Source organism: Lysinibacillus sp. NPDC093692 (assembly GCF_050280125.1).
In the GTDB taxonomy this organism is placed as follows: Bacteria; Bacillota; Bacilli; order Bacillales_A; family Planococcaceae; genus Lysinibacillus.
In genome coordinates this window covers 204,077-220,495 of sequence record NZ_JBNNUW010000003.1, presented here as the reverse complement: position 1 = coordinate 220,495, position 16,419 = coordinate 204,077, and the positions used below count along the sequence as shown (strand labels likewise).

At 33.3% G+C, this 16,419-nt stretch carries 15 protein-coding genes and 1 riboswitch; of the genes, 3 read left to right on the top strand and 12 right to left on the bottom strand.

Going from position 1 to position 16,419, the window contains the following annotated elements; translation table 11 throughout:
• The first annotated feature begins 60 nt into the window (after nucleotides 1-60).
• Nucleotides 61-366: a hypothetical protein gene (locus tag ACQKN4_RS05355; protein ID WP_427482672.1), complete on the top strand. Its 306-nt coding sequence runs from the start codon at nucleotides 61-63 to the stop codon at nucleotides 364-366.
• A 155-nt stretch (nucleotides 367-521) separates the two neighbouring features.
• Here ACQKN4_RS05355 and ACQKN4_RS05350 read toward each other — a convergent pair whose 3' ends face one another.
• The 4 genes from ACQKN4_RS05350 to ACQKN4_RS05335 form a co-directional block, all read right to left on the bottom strand.
• Nucleotides 522-827: a hypothetical protein gene (locus tag ACQKN4_RS05350; RefSeq protein WP_427482670.1), complete on the bottom strand. Its 306-nt coding sequence runs from the start codon at nucleotides 825-827 to the stop codon at nucleotides 522-524.
• Nucleotides 828-1,068: 241 nt separating this feature from the next.
• Nucleotides 1,069-2,403, bottom strand: coding sequence for a type I glutamate--ammonia ligase (glnA, locus tag ACQKN4_RS05345; protein ID WP_079560586.1), 1,335 nt, complete (start codon nucleotides 2,401-2,403; stop codon nucleotides 1,069-1,071).
• 83 nt (nucleotides 2,404-2,486) lie between these two features.
• Nucleotides 2,487-2,861, bottom strand: a complete 375-nt coding sequence (locus ACQKN4_RS05340; RefSeq protein ID WP_079560583.1) for a MerR family transcriptional regulator — start codon at nucleotides 2,859-2,861, stop codon at nucleotides 2,487-2,489.
• Nucleotides 2,862-3,420: 559 nt separating this feature from the next.
• Nucleotides 3,421-4,671, bottom strand: coding sequence for an aminotransferase class I/II-fold pyridoxal phosphate-dependent enzyme (locus ACQKN4_RS05335; RefSeq protein WP_427482668.1), 1,251 nt, complete (start codon nucleotides 4,669-4,671; stop codon nucleotides 3,421-3,423).
• Between the two features lie 286 nt (nucleotides 4,672-4,957).
• Here ACQKN4_RS05335 and ACQKN4_RS05330 point away from each other — a divergent pair, with 286 nt between their 5' ends.
• Nucleotides 4,958-5,563, top strand: a complete 606-nt coding sequence (locus ACQKN4_RS05330; protein WP_079560574.1) for a trimeric intracellular cation channel family protein — start codon at nucleotides 4,958-4,960, stop codon at nucleotides 5,561-5,563.
• A gap of 120 nt (nucleotides 5,564-5,683) precedes the next feature.
• Here ACQKN4_RS05330 and cobT read toward each other — a convergent pair whose 3' ends face one another.
• From cobT to ACQKN4_RS05295, 7 genes are all read right to left on the bottom strand, one after another.
• Nucleotides 5,684-6,739, bottom strand: coding sequence for a nicotinate-nucleotide--dimethylbenzimidazole phosphoribosyltransferase (gene cobT, locus ACQKN4_RS05325; RefSeq protein WP_427482666.1), 1,056 nt, complete (start codon nucleotides 6,737-6,739; stop codon nucleotides 5,684-5,686).
• Between the two features lie 114 nt (nucleotides 6,740-6,853).
• Nucleotides 6,854-7,030: riboswitch (cobalamin riboswitch) on the bottom strand.
• 83 nt (nucleotides 7,031-7,113) lie between these two features.
• The gene (locus tag ACQKN4_RS05320) at nucleotides 7,114-7,863 is read right to left on the bottom strand and encodes an ABC transporter permease (RefSeq protein ID WP_427482664.1); all 750 of its coding nucleotides are present in this window, start codon (nucleotides 7,861-7,863) and stop codon (nucleotides 7,114-7,116) included.
• Nucleotides 7,860-8,789 carry an ABC transporter ATP-binding protein gene (locus tag ACQKN4_RS05315; RefSeq protein ID WP_427482662.1) on the bottom strand — a complete coding sequence of 310 codons (930 nt, stop codon included), beginning with the start codon at nucleotides 8,787-8,789 and terminating at the stop codon, nucleotides 7,860-7,862. Before ACQKN4_RS05315 ends, ACQKN4_RS05320 begins: the two co-directional genes overlap by 4 nt.
• A 14-nt stretch (nucleotides 8,790-8,803) precedes the next feature.
• Nucleotides 8,804-10,060, bottom strand: coding sequence for a M16 family metallopeptidase (locus ACQKN4_RS05310; RefSeq protein WP_427482660.1), 1,257 nt, complete (start codon nucleotides 10,058-10,060; stop codon nucleotides 8,804-8,806).
• 21 nt (nucleotides 10,061-10,081) lie between these two features.
• Complete coding sequence (locus tag ACQKN4_RS05305; protein ID WP_427482658.1) at nucleotides 10,082-10,945, bottom strand: SagB/ThcOx family dehydrogenase; 864 nt, start codon at nucleotides 10,943-10,945, stop codon at nucleotides 10,082-10,084.
• Nucleotides 10,946-10,980: 35 nt separating this feature from the next.
• Nucleotides 10,981-12,309 carry a YcaO-like family protein gene (locus ACQKN4_RS05300; protein WP_427482656.1) on the bottom strand — a complete coding sequence of 443 codons (1,329 nt, stop codon included), beginning with the start codon at nucleotides 12,307-12,309 and terminating at the stop codon, nucleotides 10,981-10,983.
• Between the two features lie 9 nt (nucleotides 12,310-12,318).
• Entirely contained in the window at nucleotides 12,319-13,428 is a 1,110-nt protein-coding gene (locus ACQKN4_RS05295; protein WP_427482654.1) for a hypothetical protein, read from the bottom strand.
• 753 nt (nucleotides 13,429-14,181) lie between these two features.
• Here ACQKN4_RS05295 and ACQKN4_RS05290 point away from each other — a divergent pair.
• Nucleotides 14,182-14,784, top strand: coding sequence for a response regulator transcription factor (locus ACQKN4_RS05290; protein WP_427482652.1), 603 nt, complete (start codon nucleotides 14,182-14,184; stop codon nucleotides 14,782-14,784).
• A gap of 656 nt (nucleotides 14,785-15,440) precedes the next feature.
• Here the strand turns inward: ACQKN4_RS05290 and ACQKN4_RS05285 are convergent.
• Nucleotides 15,441-16,313, bottom strand: a complete 873-nt coding sequence (locus ACQKN4_RS05285) for a DMT family transporter (RefSeq protein WP_427482651.1) — start codon at nucleotides 16,311-16,313, stop codon at nucleotides 15,441-15,443.
• Nucleotides 16,314-16,419 lie beyond the last annotated feature (106 nt).

Sequence of the window (16,419 nt, the reverse complement as noted above, 5' to 3'; positions counted from 1 at the left end):
AAAATTTTACCAATAGACATAGTTTACATGACTGCTACAAATATATATAGAGTGCAAAATATGGAAATAAAGAATGCTAGTCATATGCCTCATGAAAATCTGATGGAGGCTTTATTAGCTACCGATTTGGTTACATTAGAGGATCATTACGAACCGAAAAAGAAAGTATTTCAGGGAAAAGTGCATTTCCAGGGGGCGACGGGGTTTGATTATGAGGAAGAGCAGGGATTGTTGAATTCCTCTTTTAGTGAAGTTGATTTTGAAATGGTCAATCAAATTGAAGTGGCACGATTAAAGAAAGAGGGGAAATTAGATAATTCGAAAGGTGAAAAAGGTTCGAGAGTTCTAATCACAAATAAAAGCTGAACTAATGCAGAAATTAGTTCAGCTTAAAAATAATTCGTTATAATGTTGTACATTTCATAAAGAATACTGATGTAACAAGCGAATTACTTAACCTCTTGACTTTTAATAAAATTGACTTCCATATCGTTAAAAATGGTTGTTGAATGCATTTTTTATCAGTCTATGTATCTATTTATTTCTTCTTTTTGTAAAATTAGTAAATCTCTTAGTGACCAAATAAAGAATAGTAATGGTAAACCACTGATGATTAAAAACGGAAAAAGAGATGATGACATAGCACCAAGTAAAAACACTACTGGAAGAGTCGCGAGAAAAATCAAGAAATTAATCACACATGTAAATTTATAATACTTTAAAGAAGCTTCTTTAGGTTCTTTTTTTCTGAAAAAGATAAAAAAGATAATTTGATAAAGATAAAAAATTGATATACTTATAAATCCAAACGATGATACTATCTCCATTTAATTCACCTCTTTTAAAATAATAATGCACGTAGTCAAGTGTGTATAGGGCATATAAGAAAAACTTAAATATTTACGAATAACTTAGCTTTTATGTATTAATTTGCGTTCTTTTTATTATTTTGAAGACCTTCTTTTGATAAAATTTACTAAATTCTATCAGAAGATACCGCATAAAATGATGTACTTCCAGGCTAGGCGCACAAAAAAACGTTGGAGCATCATAGCCCCAACGTTTTAATTAGTACATTTTTAAATATTGATCGCGTTCCCATTGGTGTACTGTTGTACGGTACATGTCGAACTCGATTTCTTTTGCTTCTTTAAAGTTTGCATAAATATGCTCACCTAAAGCTGCTTGAGCTACTTCATCCTTAGCAAGTAATGCTAAAGCATCATCAAGCGCTGGTGGTAAGTTTGCGATACCATTCGCTTTACGCTCTTCATCAGACATCACGTAGATGTTTCGGTTAATAGCAGCTGGTGGTGTTAAGTTTCGACGGATCCCTTCAAGACCAGCTTCTAAAATAACAGCCATCGCTAAATACGGATTAGCAGATGGGTCCACAGAACGTACTTCTACACGAGTCGAAAGACCACGTGCTGATGGGATACGGATCAGTGGTGAACGGTTTTGAGCTGACCATGCTACATAACACGGCGCTTCATAACCAGGTACAAGACGTTTATAAGAGTTAACTGTTGGATTTGTCACAGCTGTGAAGCCTTGAACGTGAGAAAGGACACCTGCCATGAATTGCATTGCTGTTTCAGAAAGACCTAGTTCAGTAGATTCATCGAAGAATGCATTCTCTTTACCTTTAAATAATGAAACATTAAAGTGCATACCAGAACCCGCTTCACCGAATAATGGCTTCGGCATGAATGTAGCATGTAGACCGTGTTTACGTGCAATTGTTTTAACAACTAATTTGAACGTTTGAATATTGTCACAAGCTGTGATTGCGTCTGCATATTTGAAGTCGATTTCGTGTTGTCCAGGAGCTACCTCATGGTGAGATGCTTCAATTTCGAAGCCCATTTCTTCTAGCTCTAGTACGATATCACGACGGCAGTTTTCGCCAAGATCAGTTGGTGCTAAGTCGAAGTAACCACCGTGGTCGTTCACTTCTAGTGTCGGTTCACCTTTTGCATCTAATTTAAATAAGAAGAATTCTGGTTCAGGTCCTAAGTTGAAGCTTGAGAATCCCATATCTTCCATTTTCTTAAGGATACGTTTTAAGTTATTTCGTGGGTCACCAGCAAATGGCTCGCCTTTAGCAGTGTATACATCACAGATGAAACGTGCTACTTTCCCTTTTTCAGAAGTCCAAGGGAACACTACGAAAGAATCTAAATCAGGATGTAAATACATATCTGATTCTTCGATACGTACGAAGCCTTCAATGGATGAGCCATCAAACATCATTTTGTTTTCTAGTGCTTTGTCTAATTGGCTTACAGGAATCTCAACGTTTTTGATTGTGCCAAGAATATCTGTAAATTGTAGACGTATAAAGCTTACATTTTTTTCTTCGATTAGACGTTTAATGTCCTCTTTAGTGTATTTACCCACAGTTTTCCACACTCCTATAAATTGTCTAGCTTTTTATAATTACCCTACTCTATTAATAAAGACATGAATGATGTTGCCTTTTATTAATAGAATCGAGATAAATCCCCACGACGGATGGATGATTTTTGCATGCGCTGTGCTTGACGCACTTCTTCACGCATGATGTTACGTAATTCTGAGTCACTTAAATCACGCTCATCTGTTGAAACAGGTTCATTCTTTTTAGCGAACAGCTTTTTAATTTTCGCCATGTTCATACCCTGATCTAAATAATCTTTAATTTCCAGCAGTGTATCGACGTCATTTAATGAAAACATTCGACGGTTGCCTTCTGTTCGGTGCGGCTCAATTAAATGGTGTTCTTCATAATAACGAATCTGACGTGCCGAAAGCTCTGTCAATTGCATTACGATATTCATAGATAATAACGGCATAGTTCGTCTAATTTCACGACTCATTTAAGTTCCCCTCCAATACTCGCTAATCATATAACGAAAAATTTATAGTGTCAACCACTCATGTAAGCTTTCCTAACATGGATTAAAATATTTTTTTGAAATGATGAAAAATTGTAAAAAACTATACTTCACATCCTAACGTGGGGTTGATTTCCGTTCCGGCTTGGCGCTTTCCCGGGGACGTCCGATGAGCCGCTTCACTCGCGTTGCTCGCTCCAGGGTCTCGGGCCAACACGGTGTTGGTCACGAAGGCATTATCACGGGATGTGATGGTTTTAGCCTTCGTTCCTCTATCGCTAATCCCCAAGGAGTCGCCAAGCCTCCACTCCAATCAACTTATATCAATTTCGCCTTGTCGTAAATGCTTCCGGATTTTGAAGATCCGTGACATCCGCCGGAGGCTTTATCTCCATTCAGTAGGTGTTAGGATATTTCATCATGAAGTAGTCTTCTACTGAATGATGATAAATGGCATTCGCTTTAAGAAGCTTCATCTTCAACTGTTCGTTCATAAGTAAAAAAACTATTCAAAAGGACGTTTTGAATAGTTTTTCGTTACTTATTTTTGGATTTTTTGAACAGCACTACAAATAGCAAATTTTACGTGCTCGTATGTTAACCCACCTTGAATAAAGGCGGTAAATGGCGGACGAATAGGACCGTCTGCTGTGAGCTCAATGCTTGAACCTTGAATGAAAGTTCCAGCAGCCATGATGACATCATCTTCATAGCCAGGCATATACGCTGGCTCTGGTGCATAATGCGCATTAATTGGTGAGTTTGCTTGAATTTCACGGCAAAAAGCAATCATTTGTTCCGCCTTTTGGAAAGAAACCGATTGAATTAAATCCGTACGATTCGCATCATACCTTGGCGATGTATTCATGCCTATTTCTCCCAGCATAGCAGCTGTGAAAATGGCACCTTTTAATGCTTGAGATACAACATGTGGCGCGAGGAAAAATCCTTGATAGAAATCACCGAGCGTATTTAATGTTGCACCTGCCTCAGCACCAATACCTGGCGATGTCATACGGTAAGCACATTTTTCTACTAAATCTGCACGACCTGCAATATAACCACCAATTTTCGCTAAGCCTCCACCAGGATTTTTAATGAGCGAGCCTGCTATTAAATCCGCTCCAACCTCTGTCGGTTCTAGTGCCTCAACAAATTCTCCGTAGCAATTATCAACGAAAATAACTGCGTTCGGTGCTAATTCACGGATCTTTGCACACATTTCTGCAATTTGCGAAATAGTAAAGGATGGGCGTGTTGCATAGCCCTTCGAACGTTGGATAGCAATCATTTTTGTGTTTGCTGTAATTGCAGCTACAACACCTTCCCAATCGATCTCTTGATTATTCAATAAATCCACATGGCTATAACCGATTTTATAATCTTTTAACGAGCCAGTATCTTTATCGCCACCATCGACTATTGATTGCAATGTATCATACGGCTGCCCCGAAATATAAAGTAATTCATCACCAGGACGTAGTACTCCGAATAAGCTAAGTGTGATTGCATGTGTACCAGAAATAATTTGCGGACGCACAATGGCAGCCTCCGCTCCAAAAACCTCTGCATAAACACGTTCTAGATTGTCACGCCCTTCATCATCATAGCCATAACCGTTAGATGGGTGCAGATGATAATCACTTACTTGATGCTTTCGGAATGCAGCAAGCACTTTTTGTTGATTGAAGAACGCCATATCTTCTACCTTTGCATGAAAAGGGCGTACCTTATCTTCTATTTTAGCAGCTAATGCTAGTGTTTCTTCTAATAAATTGGTTGTAAAAGTCATTATGTTCTTCTCCATTTCACATTTGTTCAAATCTTATCTTAACAATTTGTGAGCTTGCCTGCAAAAATTGCTTGTGTTTCTAATTGCATTTAGGCGCTTAGTTAAATTAAAAACTATATCTATGCATTTCTGCTATAATTAGATACTTAATATCTGATAATTCCAAATCATAAGTCGATGCTTTCTTTGCTTCTGATACAAAAAAGAAGACTTTAATGTTTTCTAGTTCGTATTAGTAACTAATCTACAACAAGAAATGATTTTATTCACTTAAGGGGTGAAAGGGTTGGCTTGGGAGGTTTTTAGTATCATTGGAACAATTGCCTTCGCTATTTCCGGGGCAATAATTGCAATGGAAGAAGAATATGATTTATTCGGTGTCTATATACTCGGTATCGTAACTGCTTTCGGTGGTGGAGCTATACGAAATCTATTGATAGGTTTACCTGTAACTACACTTTGGGGTCAAGATATGATGTTCCAAATTGCCATTGCAGCGATTACGCTATTTTTCTTATTTCCGCACCGTCTTATTCAGCATTGGCATCGCTGGGGCAATTTTACCGATGCTATCGGATTATCCGCATTTGCGATTCAAGGTGCTCTCTATGCTGTAAAGCTCGACATGCCTATTAGTGCAGTTATTGTAGCTGCTGTCTTAACAGGGTCAGGTGGTGGAATTGTTCGCGATTTATTAGCTAGACGACAACCATTAGTCCTCCGTGATGAAATTTATGGTGTTTGGGCAGCACTAGCCGGGCTTATTATCGGACTTCAACTTTTCTCAGGGGATATCTTTTTATATGTATTATTTGGTGTGATCACAGTATTAAGAATACTTTCATATACGAAGAAATGGCGGTTACCGTTGCGGAAGTTGAATCGAGCATAGCTATACCGTTGCATATTAACAAGCCCAAATATCAGATTTGGGCTTGTTTTGAATTTTTCTTATTTTCACAAACGCCGTGCATCCACAGCAGCGACAATAAGTACCTAAAGATTAATAAATCTACATTTTCAACAGTAACATAGCTTCCTCTAATGTAGTCATGTTTTTCATCATAGAGCTTGCTGCATCCAAAATAGGAAAGGCTAAAGCTGCACCAGAGCCCTCTCCTAATCGCATATTCATTTGTAGCATTGGTTCAATTCCGAGCATTTCAGCAGCAATTTTTGCACCAGGTTCTTCAGAAGCATGAGAAGGAATAATATAGTCTTTTACGTTTGGCTCAAGTTCGTACGCAATTAGAGCAGCGATAGTAGAAATAAAGCCGTCAATAACAACAGGTTTGCGATGTGCAGCAGCAGCAAGTATTACCCCTGCCATCGCGCCAATTTCTAACCCTCCGACTTTTGCAAGAACATCAATAGCATCATGACGATTTGGTTTGTTTAATGCTATAGCTTTGCGGATGACTTCTACTTTATGTGCTATTCCTCCTGGTCCAACTCCTGCACCGAAGCCTGTCACTTCATTCGGATGACACTCGCGAAGAACCGATAATATAGCAGCACTAGGTGTTGTATTACCGATACCCATTTCACCTGTCCCGAGTACATTTATCCCTTTTTTGATTTCTTCCGTAGTTACTTCAATTCCTACTTCAATTGATTGAATGGCTTCTTCCTTTGACATAGCAGGACCCTTTGCCATATTGTCCGTACCATATTTAATCTTTTTAATGATGACACCAGCATCATGTGGAATATCCTCTTTAACCCCAACGTCTACCGTAACAATTTTTGCATTCGTTATTTTCGCGACAGCACAGACACCTGTTCCTCCTCTTGGGAAATTTAGCGTTTGGAAGACCGTCACATTTTGTGGATTCGGCGTCACTCCTTCTTCACAGACGCCATGATCCGCGGCACAGACAATAATTGCTTTATTATCAATTGCAGGATATAGTTCACCTGTAATACCGGATAGTTGCACAGCTAGAGTTTCCAGCTTCCCCAAACTACTAGGAGGTTTGCAAAGTGCATCTATGCGTTCTCTTGCCTGCCCCATCATTTTGTGGTCTGCACTTTGAATGTTTTGGATCGTTTGTTGTAATAATTGCATGAAAATTTCCCCTTTCTTATTTGCCCTTGTTACTCGAAGAATGATTTAGAGAAAAAAATAAAAAGCCTGTAGTTTATCCATAACAAATAAACTACAGACTTTTCCATCGTCTATATAATACGAAGCAGATAGGCAGGTCTCCTGGCTCAATTTCAACATTTCATAGAACCTTCCCAGAACGATGCTAGTGGCATTCTCTATGAAACTCCCTTTTACAGTGGTGGGACCGCTAAAGCTTTTCACTTTATTCCCTATTCTCCCGCAATGGGCACCTAATGCTTTTATGCAATTATTTTTAATTTACGTCAAAGTGTTTAATATGTCAACATTCGAAATTTTCGTGCATCATGTTTATTATAGTAAACTGATATTAATTATTCATATTTAAAAACTTTAACACAAAATACTAAAGTAATAACTGCTATAGCAGTTATTACTGAAAGTTCAGTCAGATACGTATAAAAATTTTGAGTCTCGAAAATAAGTGTTTTTCTAATAGCTTCAATAATATAATTAAGTGGATTAATATAAACAAATGGCATTAAAAATTTTGGCCATACATCACTCGGAAAAAAAGTACCACCTAAAAAAATGAATACTAGATTTGAAAGATTTCCCATAGTTGTGGCATTTTTTGTGTTATTAGCGTAAATTCCGATTATTAAACCTATGCCTAATAAACTAAGACCACCGATTAATAACAACGGGATTAATAAAAGAGTGTAAATCGAATTAAAATTTAATTGAACATTAAAAACGAAAACACTAATGACCAAAATAATAACTGTTTGTATAGCCATAATGAAAAGCTGTGTACTGAAAATAGATACCATTATTTTTGATGCAGAGATTGGCGTAACTTTAATTTTTTTAAAAATACCCCTTTCCCTATACGAAGCAATCATAACGGGTAATGCTATAAGACCAATAGCTCCATAAGCCATACCTAAAATACCAGGAAAAATATAAGTCATATAGGACATGCCGTCTCTTGCCGTATCTTTTCCGGCTGTACCCATTAAAGCCATCATAAGAATAGGGAACACCGTACTCATAACAACCGCTTGTTTATTTCTTATTTCCATTTTAAAAAATATAGAAGATAAATTCACGAAACTATTCATATTTTCAAAACACTTCCAGTCATATTTAAGAATACATCCTCTAAATTCGCCATTTGAATATTTATACTAGTCGTTGTTATTCTTTTTTCATCTTCTAATTTATTTATATAATCTAACGTTTTTCTAATATCTTTCGTATATAAATAGAAATAATCATCTTCTTTTTTAATCTTATCTACTGCAGGACAACTTTCTAAATAATGGACAGAAGAATCGGCAATTAAACCTATTTTTATTACTGAGTTTAAATTAGCATTATTAATAATCTCTTCAGGTCTTCCTACAGTATAAATACTCCCATTGTTAATAAAACATACATTATCACAGAGTGCTTCTACTTCTTCCATATAATGTGTCGTTAAGATTATTGTTGTTCCTTCTTCTCTAATGTCCTTTATAATATTCCATAAATCTTTTCTGGAGTTTGGATCTAAACCAGTTGTTGGTTCATCCAAAAATAGGACCTGTGGTTTATTGAGAATGCTTAATGCAATACTTATTCTTTGTTTTTGCCCGCCAGAAAGTCTATTAACATAAGATCTTTTCTGTTCTTGCATATTGACTTTTTTTAATAGATCTTTAATTTCTTCTTCTGTAACCTCCATGTTGTATAATATGGCGAAAAATTCAAATAATTCATCCACTTTAATATGATCAAAATAGGAGTTTGACTGAAACTGCACACCTATAAATGGTTTAATTTTATCTGCATCTTTTCTAACATCTAAACCATTGACCGTTATTGTGCCGGAAAAACTATTTTTAACTCCTTGTATACATTCTAATAAGGTTGTTTTTCCAGCCCCGTTTGGTCCTAGTAATCCAAACACTTCATTGTGGTTTATTGTTAAATTAATATTTTTTAGTATTTTTATATTTATGTTATACGAAAAACACAAATCTTTTATTGATATAACTTCATTCATATATAACACCTCAATTAGGATAGAATGATTCGTTTCATTTTTGCATGATTCAAATTTTCATTAATAAATGCCTGCATGTCTTTAATATTAATACTATCTAAGATCCGAAGCATTTCATCTAATGATATTTGATGTCTTCCGCTCACTCGCTCATTCCCTAAAAATAATAAAAAATCCTTATCATTCTCTAATATTTTGTAAATTTTATGCTGTAAAAATTTTTTACTTTTCTCGAAATACTTGCTCATTATGTTGATTTCTTTGCTGTCCGTGTTCACCTTTTCATTAATATGTAAGATGAGTGATTCTAAATCACTTTGTTCTGTAATAAATTGAACTTGCAAAATACTCTCATATTTAAAATGAATAGGTAAGCATACAATAAAATACACACTTTGTTCCTTCAATCGAAATTCTTCATACAGCAATCCCGTATCATTCATTGTCATCATAATACTAAACAAAGATAAATAAATTTTTTCATCTTTTGATAATCCATTATCAAACTCGTAACATATAGATACAAAAGAAGACGCTGATTTATCTGAATCTTCTTTTGTTTTCAACATAACATCCGTTTCTTTAAAAGCAGAAGGCTCTATCGTATCCCTTATCAATGAATTGATACGTAGTTCCTCTTCCTCTGAAGGTACCTCATAATGTTTATCAATAATTTCAGAAAAATCATCTATATATTTTTTACCACTATATAAAATGGAGAAGTTCTTACTATTATTTAAGTATTTTATTACATCAAGAATTTGGTTTAATTTAATTTTTGATAGTGTTAATTCAGTTCCCAATATTGGATGGCTTAAATCCTCATCCCAAATATTCTCAGTGATGATATCTTGAATATTTTTTTGATCAATGAATGTACGACTCTTCTTCTCTAACATAACCGTCTTTTTTTCATTAACAAATGAAATATTATCGATATTTGGATTACTTAAAACGGAAAATACTATCTTAATTATTTCTTCTACATCTTCTTCTTTGCATGACAACAATAAATAAAAATATTCATAAGAAGTAGAAAGTTTGAATTCAATTCCTTTTTCATTTAAGATATCTCTTAATTGATTTTCATTTGAATAGTGGCAACTTAATAATAAATGTTCTATTAAGTGAATCATCCCATAATAATTTTTTTGTTCATAACGTGACCCGATATTAAACCAAAATATGATATGAGATAAGTAACTTGTGTCATTCCTTAAATGATAAATGGGTATATCGTTTTTCGATAAAGTGTATTTATATTTTTTCATTTTTTATGCACCCTCTTAGATCTACTTAATTCTATAATCATTTTCTTCGTCTTTATGACCAATAAAAAATTCATATACAACTCCCTCAGATACACCATTTATATTTAAATACTCATTAATTTCATCATCAAAAAAGCCTCCAACAGCTAGAGTACCCAACTTCATAGCAGTATTCGTTAAATAAATATTTTGTCCTAAATGACCAGCATCGAGGTGAGCAAATCTATACGATCTATCTCCATACTTGTAAGATAGTCTAGGAAATATAGCTGTTACGAACATAAGAATTGACGCATTTTTAGCAATATCACTATAAGAAGTTAATGATGGTAAACAGGCTTCTTGAGATCCTTCCTTTAATAACTCGAGACAATGTAATTTAACATTGTAATGATATAAACCTTGCTCCAAATTCTCTACATTGTTTATTAGTAAATAAATTTCCAAAGGATATAGGCCACCGGCAGATGGTACAGTTCTTAATTCCTGTAAAGAATTTGTTTGTTTTGATGGTAAAAAATCATTAATTCCATAACTCATATACAATAAATATGATAATTGATTAAAAGAGATAGGTTTATTAATAAATTTTCTAACACTACGTCTATCTAAAAGAATTTCAGTGAAATTTTTATTAATAATTAAATTATGAAAGTTTTTTTCTAACGGGATTCTCTTATTCGATGTATATGTTTTATATGGCATATGACTTGCTTCTAAGAAATTTTTCTCTGTCAAAACACCCATTATATTTTTTCCTAGCATCTTTTCCTTTAATGAATTTAATTTTGTATTTTCATGGAAAACCTCATACATACTAGGGTTTTTTAACAATATTTCCTCTACCTTTTTCGATAGAATTTCTACTTCTGTTATCTGGCTCAAAAAATCACACCCTTTTTTATTTTATTTTCATTCTATTAAGGGAACGGATGTGGTATAGGGTTTAGTTCTTCAAAGTTCATAACTGTATCTTTTAAATTAATTTTTTTCGGTACCTCATATATTCTTGTTCCACCAGCTCTCGGAATTACATGATCATTAGTGATTTCTGTAAAGCCCGGAATTACTACCCTAATTACATGGTATCCCCTTTTTTTAACATCATTTGTTGTTAAATCATAAATAATAACATCATACCCTTGCCTTTTTAACATTTCTAAAGTAATTGATAGCTGTTTTTTATGAGAATTTTCATATTCAGGATATGCTTGATTAATATTGACAATATTATTAGATTGATATGCGAACTCAATGTGTTTTTTCATATTTTTATTCGTAAATAGTCTTACTCTACTATGAAAATCTCGTATATCACTAAAATCTTCTTTAAATTCGTCTTGAACTCCCTCAACAAAATCCCTTTTCCAGCTGATTCTTCCTTGAGATAATTCTATAAGGGTTTTAATGACTGCATCCTTTAAATTTAATCGAGTCGCAGCAGCGATTAGTGTACCGCCAGATAAATCTTCCAATACCCCTAAAACTGTTGGAACCTTTACATCCATTGTCATATCTATTAGATGAAATTTACAATTTGGCGTTTCAAAATATTGTTCAAATAAATCACTAATAACTTTATCACTTTCAATATTGATTTTTGGCATTGATAATTTATTGAACCATAATATACTAAAGCAGTCTCGCTCTATTACTTCAAAGATACCTTTTAAAATTGCCTCTTCCTTTGATTTTGCACAAGAAAGACCAGTAGAAACTGAATGCCATATTAGTTCTTCATCATTTTTGTGGAAGTAAGGAAGAAATACATTTGCAGCTGGGATATAAACACGTTCGTTTTGAATCAATGAATAACCTTTGACCCAATTAACGACTGTATCTAAATTTAATTTTTTGAATGGAAATTTAGGAGTAACATATTGTTTTTCATGATAATAAGCAAATTTGTCTGGATGAATGGCATTTTCCTTTAAATCCCTATAACTAGATAATACAAGTTCTTCTTCATTAATAAATGCAGATGAATATCTTTCGATTGCTTCACCAACTGCCGCATTATAGGCCGCTTCCATTGTTAGTCCCGCACCACTATTAAAATTAGTAGCAGATTCATTTGCAAACCTCCCTGAATTATTCGTGATAGCTGCCATTAAAAATACGGAAGGGTCATTCGGCTCTGGAAGCCAGTGAAATAAATCTTTTACTATACCTGTTTTAGAATTACATACGGCAGGATCAGCAAAAGGATAAATGGAAGACAAATTATTACTCGTTGCTTTTCTATCCATAAGTACCTCCTATTTTTGATATGAGTAGGGCTCCATCCAATACTTCTCCTCGCAATTATTTATAATATTTTTCCCGCAGATTTCACACCTCGGAATTTTCAGAAATTTATTAATGTTCAATTCCATATTATAGTTATCAAATTCAATAATACTTTCAATCGATGCAGGGAAATTCCAAGTAATATCTTTTATGAAGTACTTTATTACTTCATTTGTTAAAATACCTATTCCTGTCAAGAAGGAAGACATTGTTACTTCATTACTAACTTTATATCCATAGCCTTTTGACATTACTTTTTGATCAATTGCCTTATTTTCAAGATAATGATTTAAGTTACTATAAATTCTTGTATTGTAGCACTCTAGACAAGCAGTCAAATTTGGGATAACTAACGGTCCTATTTCGCTTTTGAAATTTTGAACAATTGCTCTGATAAATGATTTTTTATGTTTTAAGCATAATTTATTTATCTGTTTCTCTATAAATTTATTTTCTATAGTTTCTAATAAGATTAAAAAATCGCAACTTGTAATATGATTTTCCAATATTTCTTGATTCAAATAATTAAAACTACAAAGATTAAGTTCCTCAAAGTTATTCTTTCGGGAGAAATGAGAGATTACATTCTCAGAAAAATCATTTGGTAGTAATAAATTAATATTCTTAATATTAGAACCAAGCATGTATTCAACTAGGTATTCCGTATGATTCATAAGTGAAATAACACCTACAGTTTTATTATCTAGAATAGGTTGAATTTTACTGTAATCAACACCGATAGATTCATAACTTTCCTTTTCAGAATCTGAAAAACTTTTTATAAAGACAGGCGTGTCTAAATTCGTCAACCAACCCCTAGCAGTTAATTGTCCCAAAGCATTATGGATTTCTTCTTCAGATGCTTCTATTGAACAATTTTTTATTGTAAAAAAGTCGACCCCAATTTCAAAGTTTTCTATATTAGGTATAAGAATATTTTTTATATCATTTCCCTTTAGTTTAAACAATCGACTAGCAGTTTTAATTGTGATTTCATCTTCATCCATTTGGGCTATTGTAATACCATTTTTTAATGTAAACTTTAAATCTTTGTTCTGGATACCTCCCAATTGTTTCACCTTCTCTTTTTAAATTTAATATAATTCTAAAAACCCCCCCTAATAAATGTATATCAACCATACATTAACAGAAGAGGCTAAAGTTCTTTGTATAACAAAATAAAAATAATGATTTATCAATAGAAATAAAGCACTTATTTTCCTCCACTCATTTTGAAAGGTCTTTTGAACAACAATTGTTGCACTCTCAAAGTATGTAAATAAGTGCTTTATATTTTACAAATCATCCTGTAGAAGTACAGAAATAACAACAGCAACACCATATAGCTTCTGCAGTTGAAGGAACATCAAATAAGCGCATACCTTCATTTAGTTCAATAATTTGCATATCATCCCCCCCCTTACTTCTTTAGTTTTATATAGTAAACACGCTGGATGATATGGAGTAATTCAGCGTGTATTACTAAGTGCTAATAGATTTGTGTAAAGATTTATTCCTAGATTTTTATTGAGGTGCACTTAAAGAAACACGTCTTAATATTCAAAATGCATGTCTATCTAACTTCAAAGTTTTAATTTTCTGATTTTTAAGAATACTTAATTATTAATATAACAAATAGAACTTTTAAAACATCCGTATTTTCCGCAAATATTGCAATTTCACATATATTTCTCATAATGGAGATTAGTTATCAAGTTTTTAGAAATAAGTAGGTTAAAAGTTTTGAAAAATATTTAACGGGTATGATATACAAAAAACTATCTTTAGTTTCTCTCATTTCTAGATGAAGATATAACCAAGGAGTGAACAACTTGAATATTAATCTACTACTTGTAGATAATCGTCAATTAGTACTAGAATGCTTAAAACACAGATTAAACAAAGAACCAAATATTTGCGTGATAGGGACTCTTTCTAATTTTGAGTATTTACAACATGAAATAATCACTAATTCTCCGGATATTGTACTAATGAATTTCCGAATGGAGTTATCTAACAAAATCAATTTAACTAAACTATTAAAAAATATTCCTAATTTACGAATTGTCATATTATCGAAATATGAATATCCAGAATATATTCAAGCTACTTATATTGCAGGAGCTAGTGCTTTTATTTCAGAAGAAAAATCATTTCAAGAATTAATATTTACTATCAAACAAGTATATTTAGGTGATAAAATATTTCCTAAAATTGAAGAAAATCAGATAGATAGAATACTTACACTAAAAGAATCTGAAATATTGAAACGAATAGCAGAGGATAAAACTAATTTTGAAATTAGTGAGGAAATGATGATAAGTATAAGAACAGTTGAATACCATATCTCATCAATCATTAGGAAATTAGACGCAGAATCTCGAGTAGGTGCTGTTGTAACAGCTATTAAGCGAGGATTGCTAAGTATTAAATAGCATACTAATGTTTATTAACTGTATTTTTTCATCCTATGAAAGGCTAATTCATACTGCCTAAAAATTCACTAGTAGTAACGTTTATACTAATATAAACGTAGTAAAAAGGCTCTCATCCTTGCGATATAGTGTGAATATTCAAAAAATTATGGTATAAATTTGCATTAGCATATCATATTATGTACTTTTTAAGTTAACTACAATTGTATGTTATAGGTGGTATTATTTTGAAAAAAGAAATCAAAAAAGACTTGATAAAAAAAGTGATAACTGTTTTTACGATAGGTTATATTTTAATTAGTTTGTCTTCTCATCTCTTTAAGTATATTTTATAGTATGTCTGTCCCTAAAAAAGTAAGAAAAAAACAAGAAGCCTTTTATTCGAAGGCTTCTTATTTTTATCAAAATACATGAATCAATTTACTCATTGAATCCAGTGTTTATTTTTTAAACAAGCAATAACGTTATCGACCCTAGATGATCCTAATATAAAAAATCCATCAATACAAGCTGTACAAAACGGTACTACACAAATTCCTCAAGCCCACGCAAGCTGCTACTACAATTTTTGCCACAACAAAGTCAACTAAGAGTATAGTCGAAAGACAAAGTACAATTTCTGCTATCACAAATGCTTTTAGGAGCTTCCTGTCAGTTTATCGCTGTGAGATCAACTTTGTTTTGTCTAATTCACTCAGACATGTTGCACCGAGCAAAAGAATAGCGCCTATTATTTGTAGGGTCGTCATTTTTTCTCCAATAATTATCGCCGAAATCAGTAATGATGTTAGCGGATCAATATAGCTTAAAATAGCTATACTTTGCCCTTTTAAATGACGCATTCCGAAAAAGAACAGATAGAAGCCGATCCCAGCATGGACGATGCCCAATGCTATAAGTAAACTAATTGATTTTATATCGATTTGTATTACTTTGAACCCATTAGTCCCCACAAGATAAAGTGCGAGGAATAACGCTGCTAAAGCAAGCTGAATAATCGTATTATCGGGCTCTTTTAAGCCATGAATATACTTATTGGTGAATGTAACTATTGTATAGAAACAAGCTGCAATAAGCCCATAGATAATTCCGACATAATGTTCGCTCGTTTCGGTAGTTTGACTTTGGACAATAAAATACAGGCCTACTAGCGCAACACAAACATAAAAGATTTTCCGTGCAACTATTTTCTCTTTCAAAACGATTGGTGATAAACAAATTACTAGTACTGGAGCAAAATAGTAGCTTAGTGCCGCATTTGCGATGGTTGTTTCCTTGTACGCTTGGAAAAGAAAAATCCAATTGCCACATAAAGCAAAGCTCGAAAGTATCAATGGCCATTTATTTTGCAAAATAGTTGTTTTCGTAAATTTTTCTTTTTTATAAAGGAAAATCAACAGTAAAAAACAAGAGCCAATGAGACTCATCCAAAAGGCTATTTCACTTGAAGGCAACTTAATATATTTTGCAAAAACACCGACAGCGCCAAAAATAATCATCGATACAATAAAAGATGGTTTTCCGCTCATTTCTAATTCCTACTTTCTACATGTATATAGTCTCCGATATACAGTAGAATCTATTGAGAATTAGCAAGCTTTTAATGAATGCCTAAACAGTAGATTCTACTGTAAA

What these genes read in the sequence shown, in the direction of transcription:
- ACQKN4_RS05355 (WP_427482672.1), top strand. Translation starts at nt 61, where the DNA reads ATGGAAATAAAGAATGCTAGTCATATGCCTCATGAAAATCTGATGGAG.
- ACQKN4_RS05350 (WP_427482670.1), bottom strand. Translation starts at nt 827, where the DNA reads ATGGAGATAGTATCATCGTTTGGATTTATAAGTATATCAATTTTTTAT.
- ACQKN4_RS05340 (WP_079560583.1), bottom strand. Translation starts at nt 2,861, where the DNA reads ATGAGTCGTGAAATTAGACGAACTATGCCGTTATTATCTATGAATATC.
- ACQKN4_RS05335 (WP_427482668.1), bottom strand. Translation starts at nt 4,671, where the DNA reads ATGACTTTTACAACCAATTTATTAGAAGAAACACTAGCATTAGCTGCT.
- cobT (WP_427482666.1), bottom strand. Translation starts at nt 6,739, where the DNA reads ATGCAATTATTACAACAAACGATCCAAAACATTCAAAGTGCAGACCAC.
- ACQKN4_RS05320 (WP_427482664.1), bottom strand. Translation starts at nt 7,863, where the DNA reads ATGAATAGTTTCGTGAATTTATCTTCTATATTTTTTAAAATGGAAATA.
- ACQKN4_RS05315 (WP_427482662.1), bottom strand. Translation starts at nt 8,789, where the DNA reads ATGAATGAAGTTATATCAATAAAAGATTTGTGTTTTTCGTATAACATA.
- ACQKN4_RS05310 (WP_427482660.1), bottom strand. Translation starts at nt 10,060, where the DNA reads ATGAAAAAATATAAATACACTTTATCGAAAAACGATATACCCATTTAT.
- ACQKN4_RS05300 (WP_427482656.1), bottom strand. Translation starts at nt 12,309, where the DNA reads ATGGATAGAAAAGCAACGAGTAATAATTTGTCTTCCATTTATCCTTTT.
- ACQKN4_RS05285 (WP_427482651.1), bottom strand. Translation starts at nt 16,313, where the DNA reads ATGAGCGGAAAACCATCTTTTATTGTATCGATGATTATTTTTGGCGCT.